The organism is Sphingomonas sp. Leaf4, from assembly GCF_920939515.1.
GTDB lineage: Bacteria > Pseudomonadota > Alphaproteobacteria > Sphingomonadales > Sphingomonadaceae > Sphingomonas.
On sequence record NZ_CAKLBB010000003.1, the window covers coordinates 45510 to 59892 of the forward strand.

Annotated in this window: 14 protein-coding genes and 1 tRNA gene; 8 read left to right on the forward strand and 7 right to left on the reverse strand. The window is 69.1% G+C overall.

Annotated features, from left to right (window positions below; all coding sequences use genetic code 11):
- Positions 1-43: 43 nt before the first annotated feature.
- The 4 genes from LRA89_RS05040 to gspD are packed head-to-tail and all read left to right on the forward strand — an operon-like array spanning position 44 to position 3840.
- Positions 44-544, forward strand: coding sequence for a prepilin-type N-terminal cleavage/methylation domain-containing protein (locus tag LRA89_RS05040; protein ID WP_230769268.1), 501 nt, complete (start codon positions 44-46; stop codon positions 542-544).
- The gene (gspI, locus tag LRA89_RS05045) at positions 541-1026 is read left to right on the forward strand and encodes a type II secretion system minor pseudopilin GspI (RefSeq protein WP_268934895.1); all 486 of its coding nucleotides are present in this window, start codon (positions 541-543) and stop codon (positions 1024-1026) included. The genes LRA89_RS05040 and gspI overlap by 4 nt, the downstream gene beginning before the upstream one ends.
- Before the next feature lie 2 nt (positions 1027-1028).
- Positions 1029-1790 carry a type II secretion system protein N gene (locus LRA89_RS05050; RefSeq protein WP_230769270.1) on the forward strand — a complete coding sequence of 254 codons (762 nt, stop codon included), beginning with the start codon at positions 1029-1031 and terminating at the stop codon, positions 1788-1790.
- A 10-nt stretch (positions 1791-1800) separates the two neighbouring features.
- On the forward strand, positions 1801-3840 hold the full coding sequence (gspD, locus tag LRA89_RS05055) for a type II secretion system secretin GspD (RefSeq protein WP_230769271.1): 2040 nt from the start codon (positions 1801-1803) through the stop codon (positions 3838-3840).
- Positions 3841-4517: 677 nt separating this feature from the next.
- Here gspD and LRA89_RS05060 read toward each other — a convergent pair.
- The gene (locus LRA89_RS05060; protein ID WP_230769272.1) at positions 4518-7010 is read right to left on the reverse strand and encodes a PhoX family protein; all 2493 of its coding nucleotides are present in this window, start codon (positions 7008-7010) and stop codon (positions 4518-4520) included.
- 170 nt (positions 7011-7180) lie between these two features.
- Between LRA89_RS05060 and LRA89_RS05065 the strand changes: the two genes are divergently transcribed.
- Genes LRA89_RS05065 through LRA89_RS05075 form a run of 3 tightly spaced genes read left to right on the forward strand, consistent with a single transcriptional unit; the run spans position 7181 to position 8600 of the window.
- Positions 7181-7741: a hypothetical protein gene (locus tag LRA89_RS05065; RefSeq protein ID WP_230769273.1), complete on the forward strand. Its 561-nt coding sequence runs from the start codon at positions 7181-7183 to the stop codon at positions 7739-7741.
- Complete coding sequence (locus LRA89_RS05070) at positions 7738-8190, forward strand: hypothetical protein (RefSeq protein WP_230769274.1); 453 nt, start codon at positions 7738-7740, stop codon at positions 8188-8190. The genes LRA89_RS05065 and LRA89_RS05070 overlap by 4 nt, the downstream gene beginning before the upstream one ends.
- Positions 8178-8600: a hypothetical protein gene (locus tag LRA89_RS05075; RefSeq protein ID WP_230769275.1), complete on the forward strand. Its 423-nt coding sequence runs from the start codon at positions 8178-8180 to the stop codon at positions 8598-8600. The genes LRA89_RS05070 and LRA89_RS05075 overlap by 13 nt, the downstream gene beginning before the upstream one ends.
- Here LRA89_RS05075 and LRA89_RS05080 read toward each other — a convergent pair.
- The 6 genes from LRA89_RS05080 to lepA all read right to left on the reverse strand — a co-directional run bounded on the left by LRA89_RS05080 (position 8591) and on the right by lepA (position 14091).
- Positions 8591-9286 carry a hypothetical protein gene (locus tag LRA89_RS05080; protein WP_230769276.1) on the reverse strand — a complete coding sequence of 232 codons (696 nt, stop codon included), beginning with the start codon at positions 9284-9286 and terminating at the stop codon, positions 8591-8593. The genes LRA89_RS05075 and LRA89_RS05080 overlap by 10 nt on opposite strands.
- 58 nt (positions 9287-9344) lie before the next feature.
- Positions 9345-9965, reverse strand: a complete 621-nt coding sequence (locus LRA89_RS05085; protein WP_230769277.1) for an ATP-binding cassette domain-containing protein — start codon at positions 9963-9965, stop codon at positions 9345-9347.
- A complete protein-coding gene (gene modB, locus LRA89_RS05090; RefSeq protein WP_230769278.1) occupies positions 9955-10644 on the reverse strand; it encodes a molybdate ABC transporter permease subunit in 690 nt (229 codons plus the stop codon). The genes LRA89_RS05085 and modB overlap by 11 nt, the downstream gene beginning before the upstream one ends.
- Positions 10644-11402 carry a molybdate ABC transporter substrate-binding protein gene (gene modA / locus LRA89_RS05095; protein ID WP_230769476.1) on the reverse strand — a complete coding sequence of 253 codons (759 nt, stop codon included), beginning with the start codon at positions 11400-11402 and terminating at the stop codon, positions 10644-10646. The genes modB and modA overlap by 1 nt, the downstream gene beginning before the upstream one ends.
- A gap of 67 nt (positions 11403-11469) precedes the next feature.
- A complete protein-coding gene (locus tag LRA89_RS05100; protein WP_230769279.1) occupies positions 11470-11811 on the reverse strand; it encodes a phasin family protein in 342 nt (113 codons plus the stop codon).
- Positions 11812-12282: 471 nt separating this feature from the next.
- The gene (lepA, locus tag LRA89_RS05105) at positions 12283-14091 is read right to left on the reverse strand and encodes a translation elongation factor 4 (RefSeq protein WP_230769477.1); all 1809 of its coding nucleotides are present in this window, start codon (positions 14089-14091) and stop codon (positions 12283-12285) included.
- A 164-nt stretch (positions 14092-14255) separates the two neighbouring features.
- Here lepA and LRA89_RS05110 point away from each other — a divergent pair.
- Positions 14256-14332, forward strand: a tRNA-Pro gene (locus LRA89_RS05110).
- The last annotated feature ends 51 nt before the right edge of the window (positions 14333-14383 follow it).

Sequence of the window (14383 nt, forward strand, 5' to 3'; positions counted from 1 at the left end):
TCATTCCCGCGCAGGCGGGAATCCATACACGCCGGCGTCGCGCATGAATCGCGACCGTCAGCGGCAATGGACTCCCGCCTGTGCGGGAGTGACGAGGGAGCACGCCCAGAGCGGCATGACGCTCATCGAAATGCTGATCGTCCTCGCGATCATCGGCGTGGCGGCGGGCGCGGTCAGCCTCGGCATCGGCTCGGCCACCCGCGCGCCCAACGTCGAGGCGGAGGCGCGGCGGCTGGCGACGCGGTTGCAGGCGGCGGCCGACGACGCGATGCTCGGCGACCAGTTGATCGCCTTCACCATCGAACCGCACGGCTATGGCTTCGCGCAGATGGGGGCAAAGGGCCTGACCCCACGCACCGACGATGCGCTGGCGTTCCACAAACTGCCCGGCGGCATGGCGATGACGCTGTCGGTCGCCCCGCCGGTGATCCTCGGCGTCGACGGCACCGGCCAGCCGCTGTCGGCGACGATTACCGGCGGCGACCAGACATGGCAGGTCGACTATGACGGCATCACCGCGCATGCGGTGAAGGTGGCGTCGTGACGACTGGTCGCCTCACTCCCCTCCCTGACAAGGGAGGGGCCGGGGGTGGGTCGGCCCGCGAGGGAGCGCCGGCACCCGCCCCAAGCCTACCCACCCCCAACCCCTCCCTTGTCAGGGAGGGGCGGAATGATGACCAGTCCGGCTTTTCTTTGATCGAGGCGATGGTCGCGCTGGCGGTACTGGCGATCGCCACGGTAGGGCTGATCGGCGCGGTCGAGCAGCATATCGATTCGACCCGCGGCGTCGAACGGCGTGCGATCGCGATGTGGGTGGCCGAAAACCGGCTCGCCGATTTGGAAGTAGGGACGCCCGAGGCGAATGGCGAACAGGTGGACATGCTCGGGCGCAACTGGAACGTCGCGGTGAGCCGCGTGGCCACCGCCGATCCCGACCTCGACCGGGTGACGATCACCGTCGCGGCCGCCGGGGAAAGCGCCCCGCTCGCCCGGCTCGACGGCTTCCTGCGCGGGGACGGCGCATGATCGTGATCGAACGCCTCCGCCTGCGCGACACGACCCGCGCGCTCGACATCCTCGCCGGAGTCGCCATCGTCTCGGTCGCGATCGCCTTAGCCGGGCTCGTCTGGCGGATCGCGGGGCACGCCGACAGCGGCGCGATCACCCTGCCGTCCGACGCCCGCGCCCGCGCGGTCGTGGTCGACACCGGCCCGGCCATCGCGTGGAACCCGTTCGGCAGCCCGACCGCCGCCGACGCTACCGCCGCCACCTCGATCCAGGCGGTGTTGAAGGGCGTGGTGTCCGCCCGCCCCGTCGAACTGTCGGTCGCGTTCGTCGCGATCGGCGCCGAACCACCCAAGCCGTACCGCGTCGGCGACGCCGTCGCCGGGGCGGCGATCACCGAAATCCGGCGCGACCGCATCATCCTGAACAACGCCGGCCGGCTCGAATTTCTGGCCTTTCCCGATCCGTTCGGACAGGCGACACCGGCACCCGGCGCGGCACCGGCACAACCCGCGCCCGGATCCCCCGTCGCACCCCCTGCACCTACCGCGCAGGCGGTCCTCTCGCGGCTCAACGCCACCCCGGTCGCCGGCGGCTATGCCATCGGGGCCAACGCCCCGCCCGGCATGCGTAGCGGCGATGTCGTCCAATCGGTCAATGGCGCGGCCATGACCGACCAGTCGGCGGTCAACGCCGCCATCGCCAGCGCCGGTACGTCGGGGCAGGCCCAAGTCACCATCCTGCGCGACGGCAAACCGATCACCGTCACCGTTCCCCTTCGCTAAGGCTATTCCCGTGCGTCACCCGCTCCGTATCGCCATCCTCACCCTCGCCGCGACCAGCCTGTCGCCTGCCCTCGCGCAAGCGCCGCAGGCCGCCGACATCGTCGTCAACATGCGCGGCGTCGAGATCGCCGACGTCGCCGACCAGATCAGCCGCATCACCGGCCGCACGCTGATCCTCGACCCGACGGTCAAGGGGCAGGTGACGGTGACGTCGGCCGAACCGCTCAGCCCGGCGGGCGTGTGGGAGCTGTTCCAGTCGGTGCTGCGCGCCAACGGCTTCGCCGCCGTGCGATCGGGCGCGGCATGGCGGATCATTCCGCAGGCGAACGCGGTGCGCGACGGCGGGGTGCGTGCGCGCGGCGTCAGCGGGCAGGAACTGACGACGCGGATGGTGCGCCTGTCCAACGTCCCCTCGGCCGATGCGGCGCGGATCGTCCGTCCGCTCGTCGCCAGCTTCGGCAGCGTCGAACCGCTGACCCAGCCCAATGCGATCGTCGTCACCGACTATGCCGACAACGTTCGCCGGATCGAGGCGCTGGCCCGCTCCTTGGACGGCGGCGGCGGATCGACCTTCACCACCATCACGCTCCAGAACGGCAACGCCGCCGACATCGCGACGACGATGCAGGGCGTGCTGGGCGAAGGCGGCGCACGGGTCGCGGGCGATGCGCGCAGCAACACCATCCTCGTGCGCGGCACGCCGGCCGCCGTCGCCGAGGCACGCCGCATCGCCCAGTCGCTCGACGCCCGCGGCGGCAGTGCCAGCATGGCGACCCGCGTGTTCCGGCTGAACTATGCCGATTCGGAAAGCGTGACCGAAGTGCTGCGCGGTATCCTCGGCCAGCAGCAATCCGCCTCCAACCCGGTCGCGCGCAGCCTGTCGACCATGTCGCAACGCAACAATGCCGGTGCGGCGCTGTCCGGCCTGATCGCCAACGGCGGGGCGAGCGCCGCCGGGCTGGCAGCGGCGGCGAACGGCGGCGGCACGCTGTCCGGCGGCACCGCCCAGATCGGCCAGAACCAGCCGACCCAGACGGCGCAGGGCTTCACCACCCCCGACATCACCGTCCAGCCCGCGCCCGACATCAACGCGGTCGTCGTGCGCGGCACCCCCACCGCCATCGCCCAGATCGAACGGCTGATCCCGGACCTCGACGTGCGCCGTCCGCAGGTGCTGATCGAGGCCGCGATCGTCGAGATCTCGGGCCGCGACGCCGAACAGCTCGCGGTGCAGATCGGCACCGCCGGCGCGGCGCTCAATCAGGTGAGCGGCGTCGGCACCTCGTTCGGCAACGCCGGCGCGTCGCTTGGCCAGATCCTGAGCCTGCTGGGCGTGCCCGCCGCCGGACTGCTGACCGGCGGGCTGACCGGCAATGTGTCGATCGGCAACGACTTCTCGGTTCTGGTGCAGGCGCTCAGCACCTCGACCAAGGCGAACCTGCTTTCGACCCCGCAGATCACCACGCTCGACAACAAGCTGGGCGAACTGGTGGTGGCGCAGGAAGTGCCGTTCGTGACGGGCTCCATCCTGACCGGCAACGGCACCGCCAATCCGTACACCACCATCGAGCGCAAGGACGTCGGCATCACGCTGCGCGTCATTCCGCGCATCAACGCCGGCGACACGATCCGGCTGGAAGTCAGTCAGGAAGCCTCGGCCTTGTCGGCGACGCAGCTCAGCACCGCCGCCGACCTCATCACCCAGAAGCGCTCGACCACCACGACGGTCCTCGCCGACAACGGCCAGACGATCGTGCTGGGCGGCCTGACCAGCGACGATTACAACCGCGTGCGCAGCCAGGTGCCGGTGCTCGGCAGCATCCCGATCCTCGGCGAACTGTTCAAGGGCCGCAGCGAAATCCGCGAGAAGCGCACGTTGTTCGTGTTCCTCAAACCCACCATCCTGCGCGACGGTGCCGACGCCTCGGCAGCGGCAAGGGCACGCTACGACCGCCTGCGCGGCGAGGAAGTGCTGCAGGGCGAAAAGCGCAGCCTGCTGCTCAACCCGCCCGCCCCGCGCCTGACGCTGGAGATCGACGGGATTTATTGAGGGGGGCGGTCGCTCGCCCCACCCCCGACGTCACCCCGGACCCGTTCCGGGGTCCACTGCTCCGCGAATGCTGTCGATCGAGGCTCAATCGCACCGATCGCCGCGCCGTGGACCCCGGAACGGGTCCGGGGTGACGAGAGAGCCTCGAGCAGCCGATCCATCCCTATCGACCCGCGCGTCATCCCGGCGAAAGCTGGGATCTCCGACAATTGGCGCGCGATAGAAACCGCTGGAGGCCCCTGTCTGCGCCGGAGCGACGTTGTCGGGCAAGATGGATCAACCGCCAGCCGCCTCTGTCCTACACCCCCCGTTCCGGCGCAGAGCAGCGCCTATGAAACGGCCACGCCCCCTGCCCAGCCCGACACCGTCACCCCGGACCCGTTCCGGGGTCCACCGCTCCGCGCACGCCCCCGCCAGCGGTTCCGGCAACGGGTTCGACTCCGCGCAAGCCCTGCGAACCATTCGCAACCCATGCGTCGCAAGTGTAAACTTTGGACGCGCGACAAACCGCGCCACGGGCAAAGCCCGCGACGTCGAACGGCGCTCCCCGCGCCGCCGGCCGCGCGCGCCTAATGCGGCGCTGTGCCGCTTCGCTGCACCTCGCCCGGCGCGCCACAACAAAACGGGCGGCGGCCCCTCGACCCCCGCCCGTCCATTTTCGCCGTATTGGCAGGTACTTACAGCGCGACCACGCCGCCGTCTTTCTTGGTAATCACGACGGTCGCCGACCGCGGACGGCTGCCCGCCGTCGTCGCCGGCCAGATGCTGGTGCTGCGCAACAGGTCGCCGTTCTCGCCGGGGTGCTGGATGTTGACGAACAGCGAGCGGCCATCGGGGGTCGAATCGACCCCGGTGATCTCGCAGCCGACCGGCCCGACCAAGAAGCGGCGCAGCGTCGTGCCCGGTGCCTTGCCGATCCGGGTGGTCGCCGTGCTGGTCGCCGACGCGCCGGTGTTGGTGATCGTGCGCGTGCCGCCATCGCCCACGCTGCCCGGCATCGCCGCCAGCATCATGCAGTTGGTGACGTCGGTATAGGCACCGTCGTCGGTCTGGATCCACAGCACCGGCGTCACCTGGCCCGAGGCGTTCGACGCGCGACCGAACCACAGCCCATCGGGGCTGGAGAAGTCGTTGGTCGCGTCGAGCGACGACAGGTTGATGTTGGTCGCATCAAGGTCCGCGCCGGCACCGAAGGCATAGACGTCCCAGGTGAACGCCGTCGCCTCGGTCGTGTCGCCGCGTTCGCGCAGGCGGACGATATGACCGTTGGCATTGCCGGTCGAGCGCGTGCCGTTGGTGCGCGGATCGATGTACGAGCGCGGGTTGGCGGCATCGACCTGCCCCGGCGCGCGCGACGAGTTGTTGGTCAGCGTGCAGTACATCTCGCCGGTCGCGGGATTGACGGCGGTCCATTCGGGCCGGTCCATCCGCGTCGCGCCGACCGCGTCACCGGCCAGCCGGCAATGGGTCAGCACATCGGCCTGATCGGCAAAGGCATAGAGCGGGTTGGAAGCGTTGAGGCCGTTCTGTCCGAACACCAGCGCGATCCACTCGCCCGACCCGTCGGCATTGAACTTCGCGACATAGAGCGTGCCGGTATCGAGATACTTGTCACCGGTCGCCAGACGGCTGGTCGCCGCCGCATCCGCCGCCGCCCATGGCGTGGCCGATACGAACTTGTAGATATATTCGTTCTGCGCATCGTCGCCCATGTAGAAGGCGGGGCGGACGCCGGCGAAGACCCGGCCCGGCCACACGCCTTCGTGATTCATCCGGCCGAGCGCGGTGCGCTTGCGGGGGGTCGCGGCGGGATCATAGGGATCGATCTCGACGCACCAGCCATATTGGTTCGGCTCGTTGCGGAAGTCGCCGGTGCCGTTGGTCGGCTGGCTCACGTCGAGCGTCGCGTTGAACTTGCGGATCAGCGTCTGCCCCGCGACCTGCTCGGCCGCCGTGGTCCAGCCATAGTTGCCGGCGCGCAAGGCATCGCCGCTGCCGGTGTTCAGTCCATAGCGGGTGAACGCCTGCACCGCCCGGGCGCCCAGCACCGCCGTACGCCGGGCATTGTCGCCCGCATCCCGCCGGAAATAGCCTGCCCAATTCTCCTCGCAGGTCATGTAGGTTTCCCACGGCATATGGCCGTTGGCGCAATTATTGATCGTGCCGCGCCCGGCGGTGCCATCGGTCGAATAGGCGGTATAGAGCAGCGCGCTGCCGCGCACCGGGCCGCTGAAGCTGGTCGGGGTATAGGGGGTGATGCGCCGGTTGAGCGGCGATCCCTGGACATAGCTCCAGCCGCCGGTCGACGCGCGGGTCACTTCGACCACCGATACGCCGTGGCACTCCATCTCCTTGACCACCTCGGCGGTCGGCCGCACGCCGTTCGTCAGCGTGACGCCATTGGGGTGGAGATACTGTTCCGAGATATTCTCGTGGTTCATCACCAGCACGCCGCGCGTCGAGCTGGTCGCATCCTGCGCGGTGCCGCTGGCGGCGAGGCCGAAATAGCTCATGCCGTCATGGTGATCGCCCGCCCGCGCCGAAAAGCCGGTGTCGGTGCCGTTGTTGGCATAGGCTGCGGTCGCGGCGTTCAGCGGATCGCCCAGCCGGTACAGCACGGTCGCGTCATAGCCATCGGGAACGACCAGCGCATCGGCAAGGCTCTTGCCCACGGCGGCGAAGCCCAATGTCGCGGGCGACACGGCGACGGTGATGTCGGTCGTGCTCGCCGCACCCTTCACGTCGGTCGCCGAATAGCGGAAGACGAGGTTGGTCGTCGCGGCGACGGCGGGCGCGATGAAGGTCGCGGTGCCGGTGTTCGCGTTCGCCAGCGCGACCGTCGGGCCGGATACCTGCGTGAACGCTTGGGCAACGATCGCGTTATCGTCGGTCACGATGCCGGTCAGCGTCACGACGCGGCCGCCGCTGGTCGCCCCGCTCGACGAACCGCCGACCACCGGCGGGATGTTGTCGATCCCGTCGCCCTTGTCATCGCACGCGGCGAGCAGCGAGCCGCCGAACACCGCGACCGCCGCCGTCGACGCGCCGTTGCGCAGCGCCTGCCGCCGCGAATAGCGCCGCTCGACCAGATCGTGCAGGCTCGGGCCGGCGCTGGGATTGGTTTCGATGTCGCCGTCGGAATAGCCGACGACCAGATTGGTATCGCTCATGATTTCCCCGCTAAGTCCCGGACCATCGGTCGCGCCGATGCCCTCCATTTTTCAGCGTTGGCGTATTCATGCGACACGACGGTTGCCGATCGAAGGCAGTTGGATGGCGGAATGACGACGGTTTCGTGACGTGCTTGTGCCGCGCCCGGCGGCAGGCGTAGGAGCGGACGATGGCCGCCGACCCCCTGCCCGCCAACGACGACGCTCCCCGCACGCCCAGCCTGTTCGACCGCGCGGTCGCGGCGGCACGGCGGCGGCCAGACGCTGCGCCGGTCGAACCCGCGCCAGCGCCGCGCCGCGCCGTGCCGTTCGATCGGCCGGCGCTGGCAGTCGCCTGCGCGATCGTCATCGCCCCCCTGCTCACCTGGGGCGGGGCGACGTGGCTGGCGGCATCGGCCCGCGCCGATGGCCGCATCGCCGCCGCCCGCGCCGCACCGGCCATCGCCGCGCGCGATGCCCGTAGCGCCGCGCTCGCCACGCTGACGCAGACATGGTCGCGGCAACCGCTCGGCGCGACGATCGAGGGCATCGCCCGCGCGCTGCCCCCCGAAGCCTCGCTCGTCCGCGCCGAAGCCGATGCGGCCGGCCGGCTGTCGCTCGACATCGTCACCCCCGATCCCGACCGGCTGATCGCCGCGCTGCGCCGCGATCCCGCGCTCGCCCGGCTGCGTCCCACCGCGCAGAAGCGCGTCGACGGCCGGATGCAGGTCACGCTGGAGGCGCTGCGATGAACCCCCGCCCGATCCTCGCCGCCGTCGCGCTCGCCGCGGTGCTCGCGCTTCCGGCCGTGCGGGCGCTCGCCGATCTCGATCGGGCCAGAGGGTGGCGCGATACGATGCGGGCGGCGGCCACCGCGCCGCCGCCGCCACCGGTCGCCGTGCCCGCCGCCGCCTTTCCGGCGAACGACGCGGCCGACGCCCGGCGGCGGCTGGCGGCGCGGGTGCAGGCGGCGGCGCGCAGCGGCGGCGTCCTGGTCGAAGCGATCGGCAGCGATGGCCCCCGGCCACCTGCGCTCGCTACGCTGACGCTGCGCGCATCGGGGCCGGAAAAGGCGATGCTGGCGTTCGTCGACACGCTGGAGCGCGGTGAACGGCCGGTGCGGCTGCACCGCTGGCAATTGACCCCGGTGCCCGGCGGCATCCGGCTGATCGGGCGGGTGGTGGCACCATGGCGCGGGTGACCCGGCCACAGGGGATCGCCATCGCGGCGGTCGCGGCGGCGATCCTCGTGCCGCTCTGGCTGTTGCAGCCCTCCGGCGGCAGCCCCGCGCCCGACCGTTTCGAGCAGGAGCCATTCGCCGCGCCGCCAGCGCCCCCGCCGCTGCGCGCGGCCTTCGCCCGTCCGCTGTTCGCCGCCCCGGTCCTCGATGGCGCACCACCGGCCGATGCACCGCAACTGATCGGCATCATCGGACGGCTGGGCCGCGACGCGGTGGCGCTGGTGCGTGGCAGCGACGGCACCCGCACGCTCGCCCCCGGCGACAGCGTCGATGGCTGGCAGTTGCGCAGCCTCGCGATCGACGCCGCCTATTTCACCCGCGGCGGACAAAGCGCGCGGGTGGCGGTGCCGGGCAGCGACGATCAGCGATAGCTGAGTCGTATCCGCGTCTCGTTGCCAAAAGTCCGGTCGGCCAGTGGCGGGCGATAGGATTGTGTGCGCAGCGGCAATGCCACCGGCCCACCCGGCGCATCGGCCACCGCGCTGGCCAGCGGGCGTTCGACACGGTGATAGAAGTTGAAACGGCTGCTGGCGCATCCGCCCGCAAGGTCGAACACGCCGATCAGCGGCAGTGCGAGGATCGACGCCTGCGCCTTGCCCATCGCCACCGCTACCTGGCATTGCGCGCGCAGGTCGCCCAGCCGCCGGTCCTCGATCCCCGTACCCGGCGACAGGACCAGCGGACGCAGCGACAGCGCCTGTGCCGCCGTCCCACCGCGCAGGAACCAACGTCCTTCCGGGATCGCCGGCAGGGCGAAACGGCCGTCGCTGTCGACCGTCACCGGCAGTTGCCGCGTCCCGTCGGTCAGCACCAGTGCAAGATCGTTCGCCGCCACCCGCTGCCCGCCGCGCCACAGTTCGAACCGCAGCGTGGCCGCCGGGGCCAGCGCAGCGCGATCCTTCGCCAGCCGCCGCTGAGCGATGCGCAACAGTTTCGCATCGACCTGCAACGGCTTGCCCGGCGCGGTGACGACGATGTCGGGACCATCGGTTTCCTGTGCCGCCACCGGTGCCGGTGCCGTCATCACCAGTACCACACCCGCCACCATCACCCGCATCGCCGAACTCCCGATCGTTTCGGCGCCGTCATCCTGGCCGATTGCGGCGGGATGATGGTCACATCCGCACGATCCGCGTCGCCAGCCGTTCGGCCTCCGCCAGATCATGGGTGACGTACAGGATCGGCAGGGCGAGCGCATCGCGCAGTCGCTCGATCGTCGCCATCACCTCCTCGCGGCGCGCCCGATCGAGCGAGGACAGCGGCTCGTCCATCAACAGGAACCGCGCGCCCGACAGCAGCGCGCGTCCGATCGCCACCCGCTTCGCCTCGCCGCCCGACAGCGTCGCCGGCCAGCGACGCAGCAGATGCCCCAGCCCCAGCAACGCGACCATATCGTCATAACCGACCGGTGGCGTTCCCCGGCCCATGCCGTAGCGCAAATTGGCGGCGACCCGCCGGTGCGGGAACAGGCGCGGTTCCTGAAACACATAGCCGCAGCGCCGCCGCGCGACCGGCACGTCGATCCCCGCCGCCGCATCGAACAATGTCTCACCGCCGACGCGGACATGGCCCGCCGCCGGTCGCAACAGCCCGGCGACCATGTTCAGCACGCTCGACTTGCCGACCCCCGACGGGCCGAACAACACGGTCAGGCCGGTGTCGCGACCGTCGTCAGGCACGACCGCGCCGACCACTGCCTCACCCAGCCGCACGGTCACGTCGATCTCAAAGGACATGGACCCGCCGCCCCCCGCGTCGCACCAGCCATTCGGACACGATCAGCGCGACCAGCGACAGCGCGACCGACAGGCCCGCCAGCCGCACGACGCTCGCCTCGGCACCCGGCACCTGCAACGCGCTGTAGATCGCCAGCGGCAGCGTCGCCGTTTCGCCCGGCACGTTGGAGACGAAGGTGATCGTCGCGCCGAACTCGCCGAGCGCGCGGGCGAACCCCAGCACCATGCCGGCCAATACGCCGGGCAGGCTGAGCGGCGCGGTGACGCTCCAGAACACCCGCCAGCGCGACGCGCCAAGCGTCCGCGCAACGCTTTCCAGCCGGCGATCGACGCCGTCAAGCGACAGGCGGATCGCCCGGACCATCAGCGGCAGCGCCATCACCCCGGCGGCGATCGCCGCGCCGGTCCAGCGGAACAGCACGCTGGCATCGAACCATGCCAGCAGCCACCGCCCGACCGGTCCCTGCGGCGCGAACGCCAGCAGCAACAGCCACCCGGTCACGACCGGCGGCAGCACCAGCGGCAGGTGGACGATCCCGTCGAGCAGCACCCGCCCCGGAAACCGCCCCCGCGCCAGTGCCCATGCGATCGCATAGGCGACCGGCAAGGTGGCGAGCATCGCCACGCCGCCGATCTTCAACGACAGCGCGACGATCGCCCATTCGCCCGCATCGGGCATCAACGCGCGGCGAAGCCGTAGCGCACGAAGACCGCCTTGCCCGCCCCGCTGACGAGGAACCGGCGAAAGGCTTCTCCCTCGGGATTACGCGACGCCTTCAGCCGCGCGATCGGATAGACGATCGGCGGATGGCTGGCGGCCGGGAACACTGCGACGACCCGCACCCTGGCCGATGCCTTCGCATCGGTCGCATAGACGATGCCGAGCGGCGCCACGCCACGTTCGACCAGCGCCAGCGCCGCGCGGACATTCTCGGCGCGCACCACCAACGGGGCGACATCGTTCCACGCGCCCAGTCGTTCGAGCGCGGCCTTGCCATAACGCCCGGCGGGGACCGCAGCGGGATCGGCCATCGCCAGCCGCCCCTGCCCCAGCGCTTGCCGCAGGTCGACGCCGGGCCGCAGCGCGATCCGCACGGTGCTGGCCCGGGGGGCGACCAGTACCAGTCGGTTGCCGAGCAACGTCACGCGCGTGGCGCTCGCCAGCACGCCACGCGCGGCGAGATAGTCCATCCATTCCATATCGGCCGACACGAACAGATCGGCCGGTGCCCCCGCCGCTGCCTGTCGCGCCAGCGCCGAACTGGCCGCGAACGACAGCACCGGGCGGGGATGCCCGCGTCGTGCCCAGACATCGGCGGCGGCATTCATCGATTCCTGCAGGCTGGCGGCGGCAAGCACCGTCGCCGGACGCCGCTGCGCCATTGCCGGCGTGCCAGCCGTCACGGCCAGCGCCAGCCACGTCAGGAATCGAATCATCATGCCTCCCGTTCCGCCGAACCATAATCCGGCGATCGGGACAACGCACCTCCGACGGTTGCGTTGCTCAGCCCTGGCCGCCTGTCGGGCCGCCCATCTGGCCAACCGCGTTGCGGCCGAACTGGGCGATCAGCTCGCCGACCTCGCGCGCCTGCGCCATCGACCGCTCGCCCTGCGCGCGCAGATACTCGGACTGAATCCGCATCACTTCGTTGATGTCGTTCGCCTGTGCCGCCGCGCGCATCGCGCGGAATGCTTCCTGCGTATTCGATTCGGCTTGCGACAGGATGCGCAGGCTGAACTGCGATCCCTGATCCGCCATCTGGCTGCCCGCCGCGCGCATCCGCTCGCCCGCATCCTGCATCGCGGCCGTCGCGCGATCGGCGGCATTGGTCGTCTGGTCGTTCATCATCCTCTCCTGCTTACTTGGTTAAAGCGACGTTTGAAGATCGGGTTTGTTCCTTTTGTGACATGATTCCATCAGGAAGCCGCGACGGGCGTTCCCGCATTTCCGTAGGGTTCGGTTGCGGTGCAGCATGGAAGTTGCCGTAATATCCATCATCGTAAAAAACGATCATGTTAATTCGAAAGTCGGGTTTGCATTCTACGGTACGATCACCCAATAACGTTGGTAGAGATTAACCAGGACAAAGACGAGGAGCCGAGGATGCACGCGAAATTTTCCGGGCGCACGACTATCGCCACGATCGCCGGGATGACGATCGTGGGCTGGGCCGGCGTGGCGCTGATCGTTCAGGTGGTGATGCACGTCGTCGTCTGACGATGTCGCCAACGCTTGACGCCAGACGGCCCCGGCGCGTGCTCCCTTCGCGCCGGGGCCGTTCTGATTCAGGGTCGGCCTTGATCGGCGGTCAGGCGATCAGTTTTCGTCGCCCATGCGCAGCGCGGCGATGAACGCTTCCTGCGGGATGCTGACCGAGCCGTACTCGCGCATCTTCGCCTTGCCCTTCTTCTGCTTGTCGAGCAGCTTGCGCTTGCGGCTGGCGTCGCCGCCATAGCATTTCGCGGTCACGTCCTTGCGCATCGCGCTGATCGTCTCGCGCGCGATCACCTTACCGCCGATCGCCGCCTGAATCGGGATCTTGAACAGGTGGCGCGGGATCAGTTCCTTCAACCGCTCCACCATGCCGCGTCCGCGCACTTCGGCGGTGCCGCGGTGGACGATCATGCTGAGCGCGTCGACCGGCTCCTCGTTGACGAGGATGCTCATCTTGACGAGGTCGCCCTCACGATAGCCGATCTGTTCGTAATCGAAGCTGGCATAGCCCTTCGACAGCGATTTGAGCCGGTCATAGAAATCGAACACCACTTCGTTGAGCGGCAGTTCATAGGTCGCCTGCGCCCGCCCGCTGACATAGGTCAGGTTGAGCTGGATGCCGCGCCGGTCCTGACACAGTTTCAGGATGCCGCCGAGATATTCGTCGGGGACATAGATCGTCGCCTTGATCCACGGCTCGCTGATCGTCTTGATCTTGTTGACGTCGGGCATGTCGGCGGGATTGTGCAGGTCGATCTGCGTGATGCCGGCCGGATCGGGATGGGTGAATTCGATCTGATACACCACCGACGGCGCGGTGGTGATGAGGTCGAGGTCATATTCGCGGGTCAGCCGCTCCTGGATGATCTCCAGATGCAGCAACCCCAAAAACCCGCAGCGGAAGCCGAAGCCGAGCGCCGCCGAGCTTTCCATCTCGAAGGTGAAGCTGGCGTCGTTCAGGCGCAGCTTGCTGATCGATTCGCGCAGCTTGTCGAAGTCGGCGGCATCGACCGGGAACAGGCCGCAGAACACCACCGACTGGACTTCCTTGAACCCCGGCAGCGCCTCGGCGGTCGGCCGCCGCGCGTCGGTGATCGTGTCGCCGACCATCGTCTGCGCCACTTCCTTGATCTGCGCGGTGATGAAGCCGATCTCGCCGGGGCCGAGGTCGGGCAGTTGCTCGATCTTCGGCCGGAACGCGCCAACGCGGTCGACGAGGTGCGTCGTGTCGGCGTTCATGAACTTGATCTGCTGACCCTTGCGGATCGACCCGTCGATCACCCGGATCAGGATGACGACGCCCAGATACGAGTCGTACCAGCTATCGACCAGCATCGCCTTGAGCGGCGCGCTCGCATCGCCCTTGGGGGCCGGAATCTGGTCGATGATCGCGTCGAGAATCTCGTCGATGCCGATCCCCGCCTTGGCCGACGCCAGCACGGCGCGGCTGGTGTCGAGGCCGATCAGGTCCTCGATCTCGGCCTTGACCTTTTCTGGCTCGGCGGCGGGAAGGTCGATCTTGTTGATGACCGGAATGATCTCGTGATCGTGCTCGATCGACTGGTACACGTTGGCCAGCGTCTGCGCCTCGACGCCCTGCGCCGCGTCGACCACCAGCAGCGCGCCTTCGCACGCCGCCAGTGACCGCGAGACTTCATAAGCGAAGTCGACATGGCCCGGCGTGTCCATCAGGTTGAGGACATGGCCCTTCCACTCAAGTCGCACGGTTTGCGCCTTGATGGTGATGCCGCGTTCCTTCTCGATGTCCATATTGTCGAGCACCTGCGCCGACATCTCACGCTCGGCGAGGCCGCCGGTACGCTGGATCAGCCGGTCGGCGAGCGTCGACTTGCCATGGTCGATATGGGCGATGATCGAGAAATTACGCAGTTTGTCGAGCGGAGTGGCCACGGTCACACAATCGATAAGAGAAAGTCGACCCGCCCCGTAGCAGCTTCGCGCCCAAAGCCAAACAGGTGGACATGCGAATCCCGCTTGCAGCCCCCGCATCCCCCCGCTATAGGCGCGCCTCCAAGCAACGGCAGGCGCCTTTCGACGCCCCGCCGATACTCCGTCGGGGAGTAGCTCAGCCTGGTAGAGCACTGCCTTCGGGAGGCAGGGGCCGGAGGTTCGAATCCTCTCTCCCCGACCATTTGGACCGCCGCGATATGCGGCTCCCTTACAGCATATCGGCAGGCCGGGC

Bases quoted from the DNA above. Each gene is read 5' to 3' on its own strand.
- LRA89_RS05065 (WP_230769273.1), top strand. From the start codon at position 7,181: ATGGCCGCCGACCCCCTGCCCGCCAACGACGACGCTCCCCGCACGCCC.
- LRA89_RS05080 (WP_230769276.1), bottom strand. From the start codon at position 9,286: ATGCGGGTGATGGTGGCGGGTGTGGTACTGGTGATGACGGCACCGGCA.
- LRA89_RS05040 (WP_230769268.1), top strand. From the start codon at position 44: ATGAATCGCGACCGTCAGCGGCAATGGACTCCCGCCTGTGCGGGAGTG.
- LRA89_RS05100 (WP_230769279.1), bottom strand. From the start codon at position 11,811: ATGAACGACCAGACGACCAATGCCGCCGATCGCGCGACGGCCGCGATG.
- LRA89_RS05075 (WP_230769275.1), top strand. From the start codon at position 8,178: ATGGCGCGGGTGACCCGGCCACAGGGGATCGCCATCGCGGCGGTCGCG.
- LRA89_RS05085 (WP_230769277.1), bottom strand. From the start codon at position 9,965: ATGTCCTTTGAGATCGACGTGACCGTGCGGCTGGGTGAGGCAGTGGTC.
- LRA89_RS05070 (WP_230769274.1), top strand. From the start codon at position 7,738: ATGAACCCCCGCCCGATCCTCGCCGCCGTCGCGCTCGCCGCGGTGCTC.
- LRA89_RS05060 (WP_230769272.1), bottom strand. From the start codon at position 7,010: ATGAGCGATACCAATCTGGTCGTCGGCTATTCCGACGGCGACATCGAA.
- modB (WP_230769278.1), bottom strand. From the start codon at position 10,644: ATGCCCGATGCGGGCGAATGGGCGATCGTCGCGCTGTCGTTGAAGATC.
- modA (WP_230769476.1), bottom strand. From the start codon at position 11,402: ATGATTCGATTCCTGACGTGGCTGGCGCTGGCCGTGACGGCTGGCACG.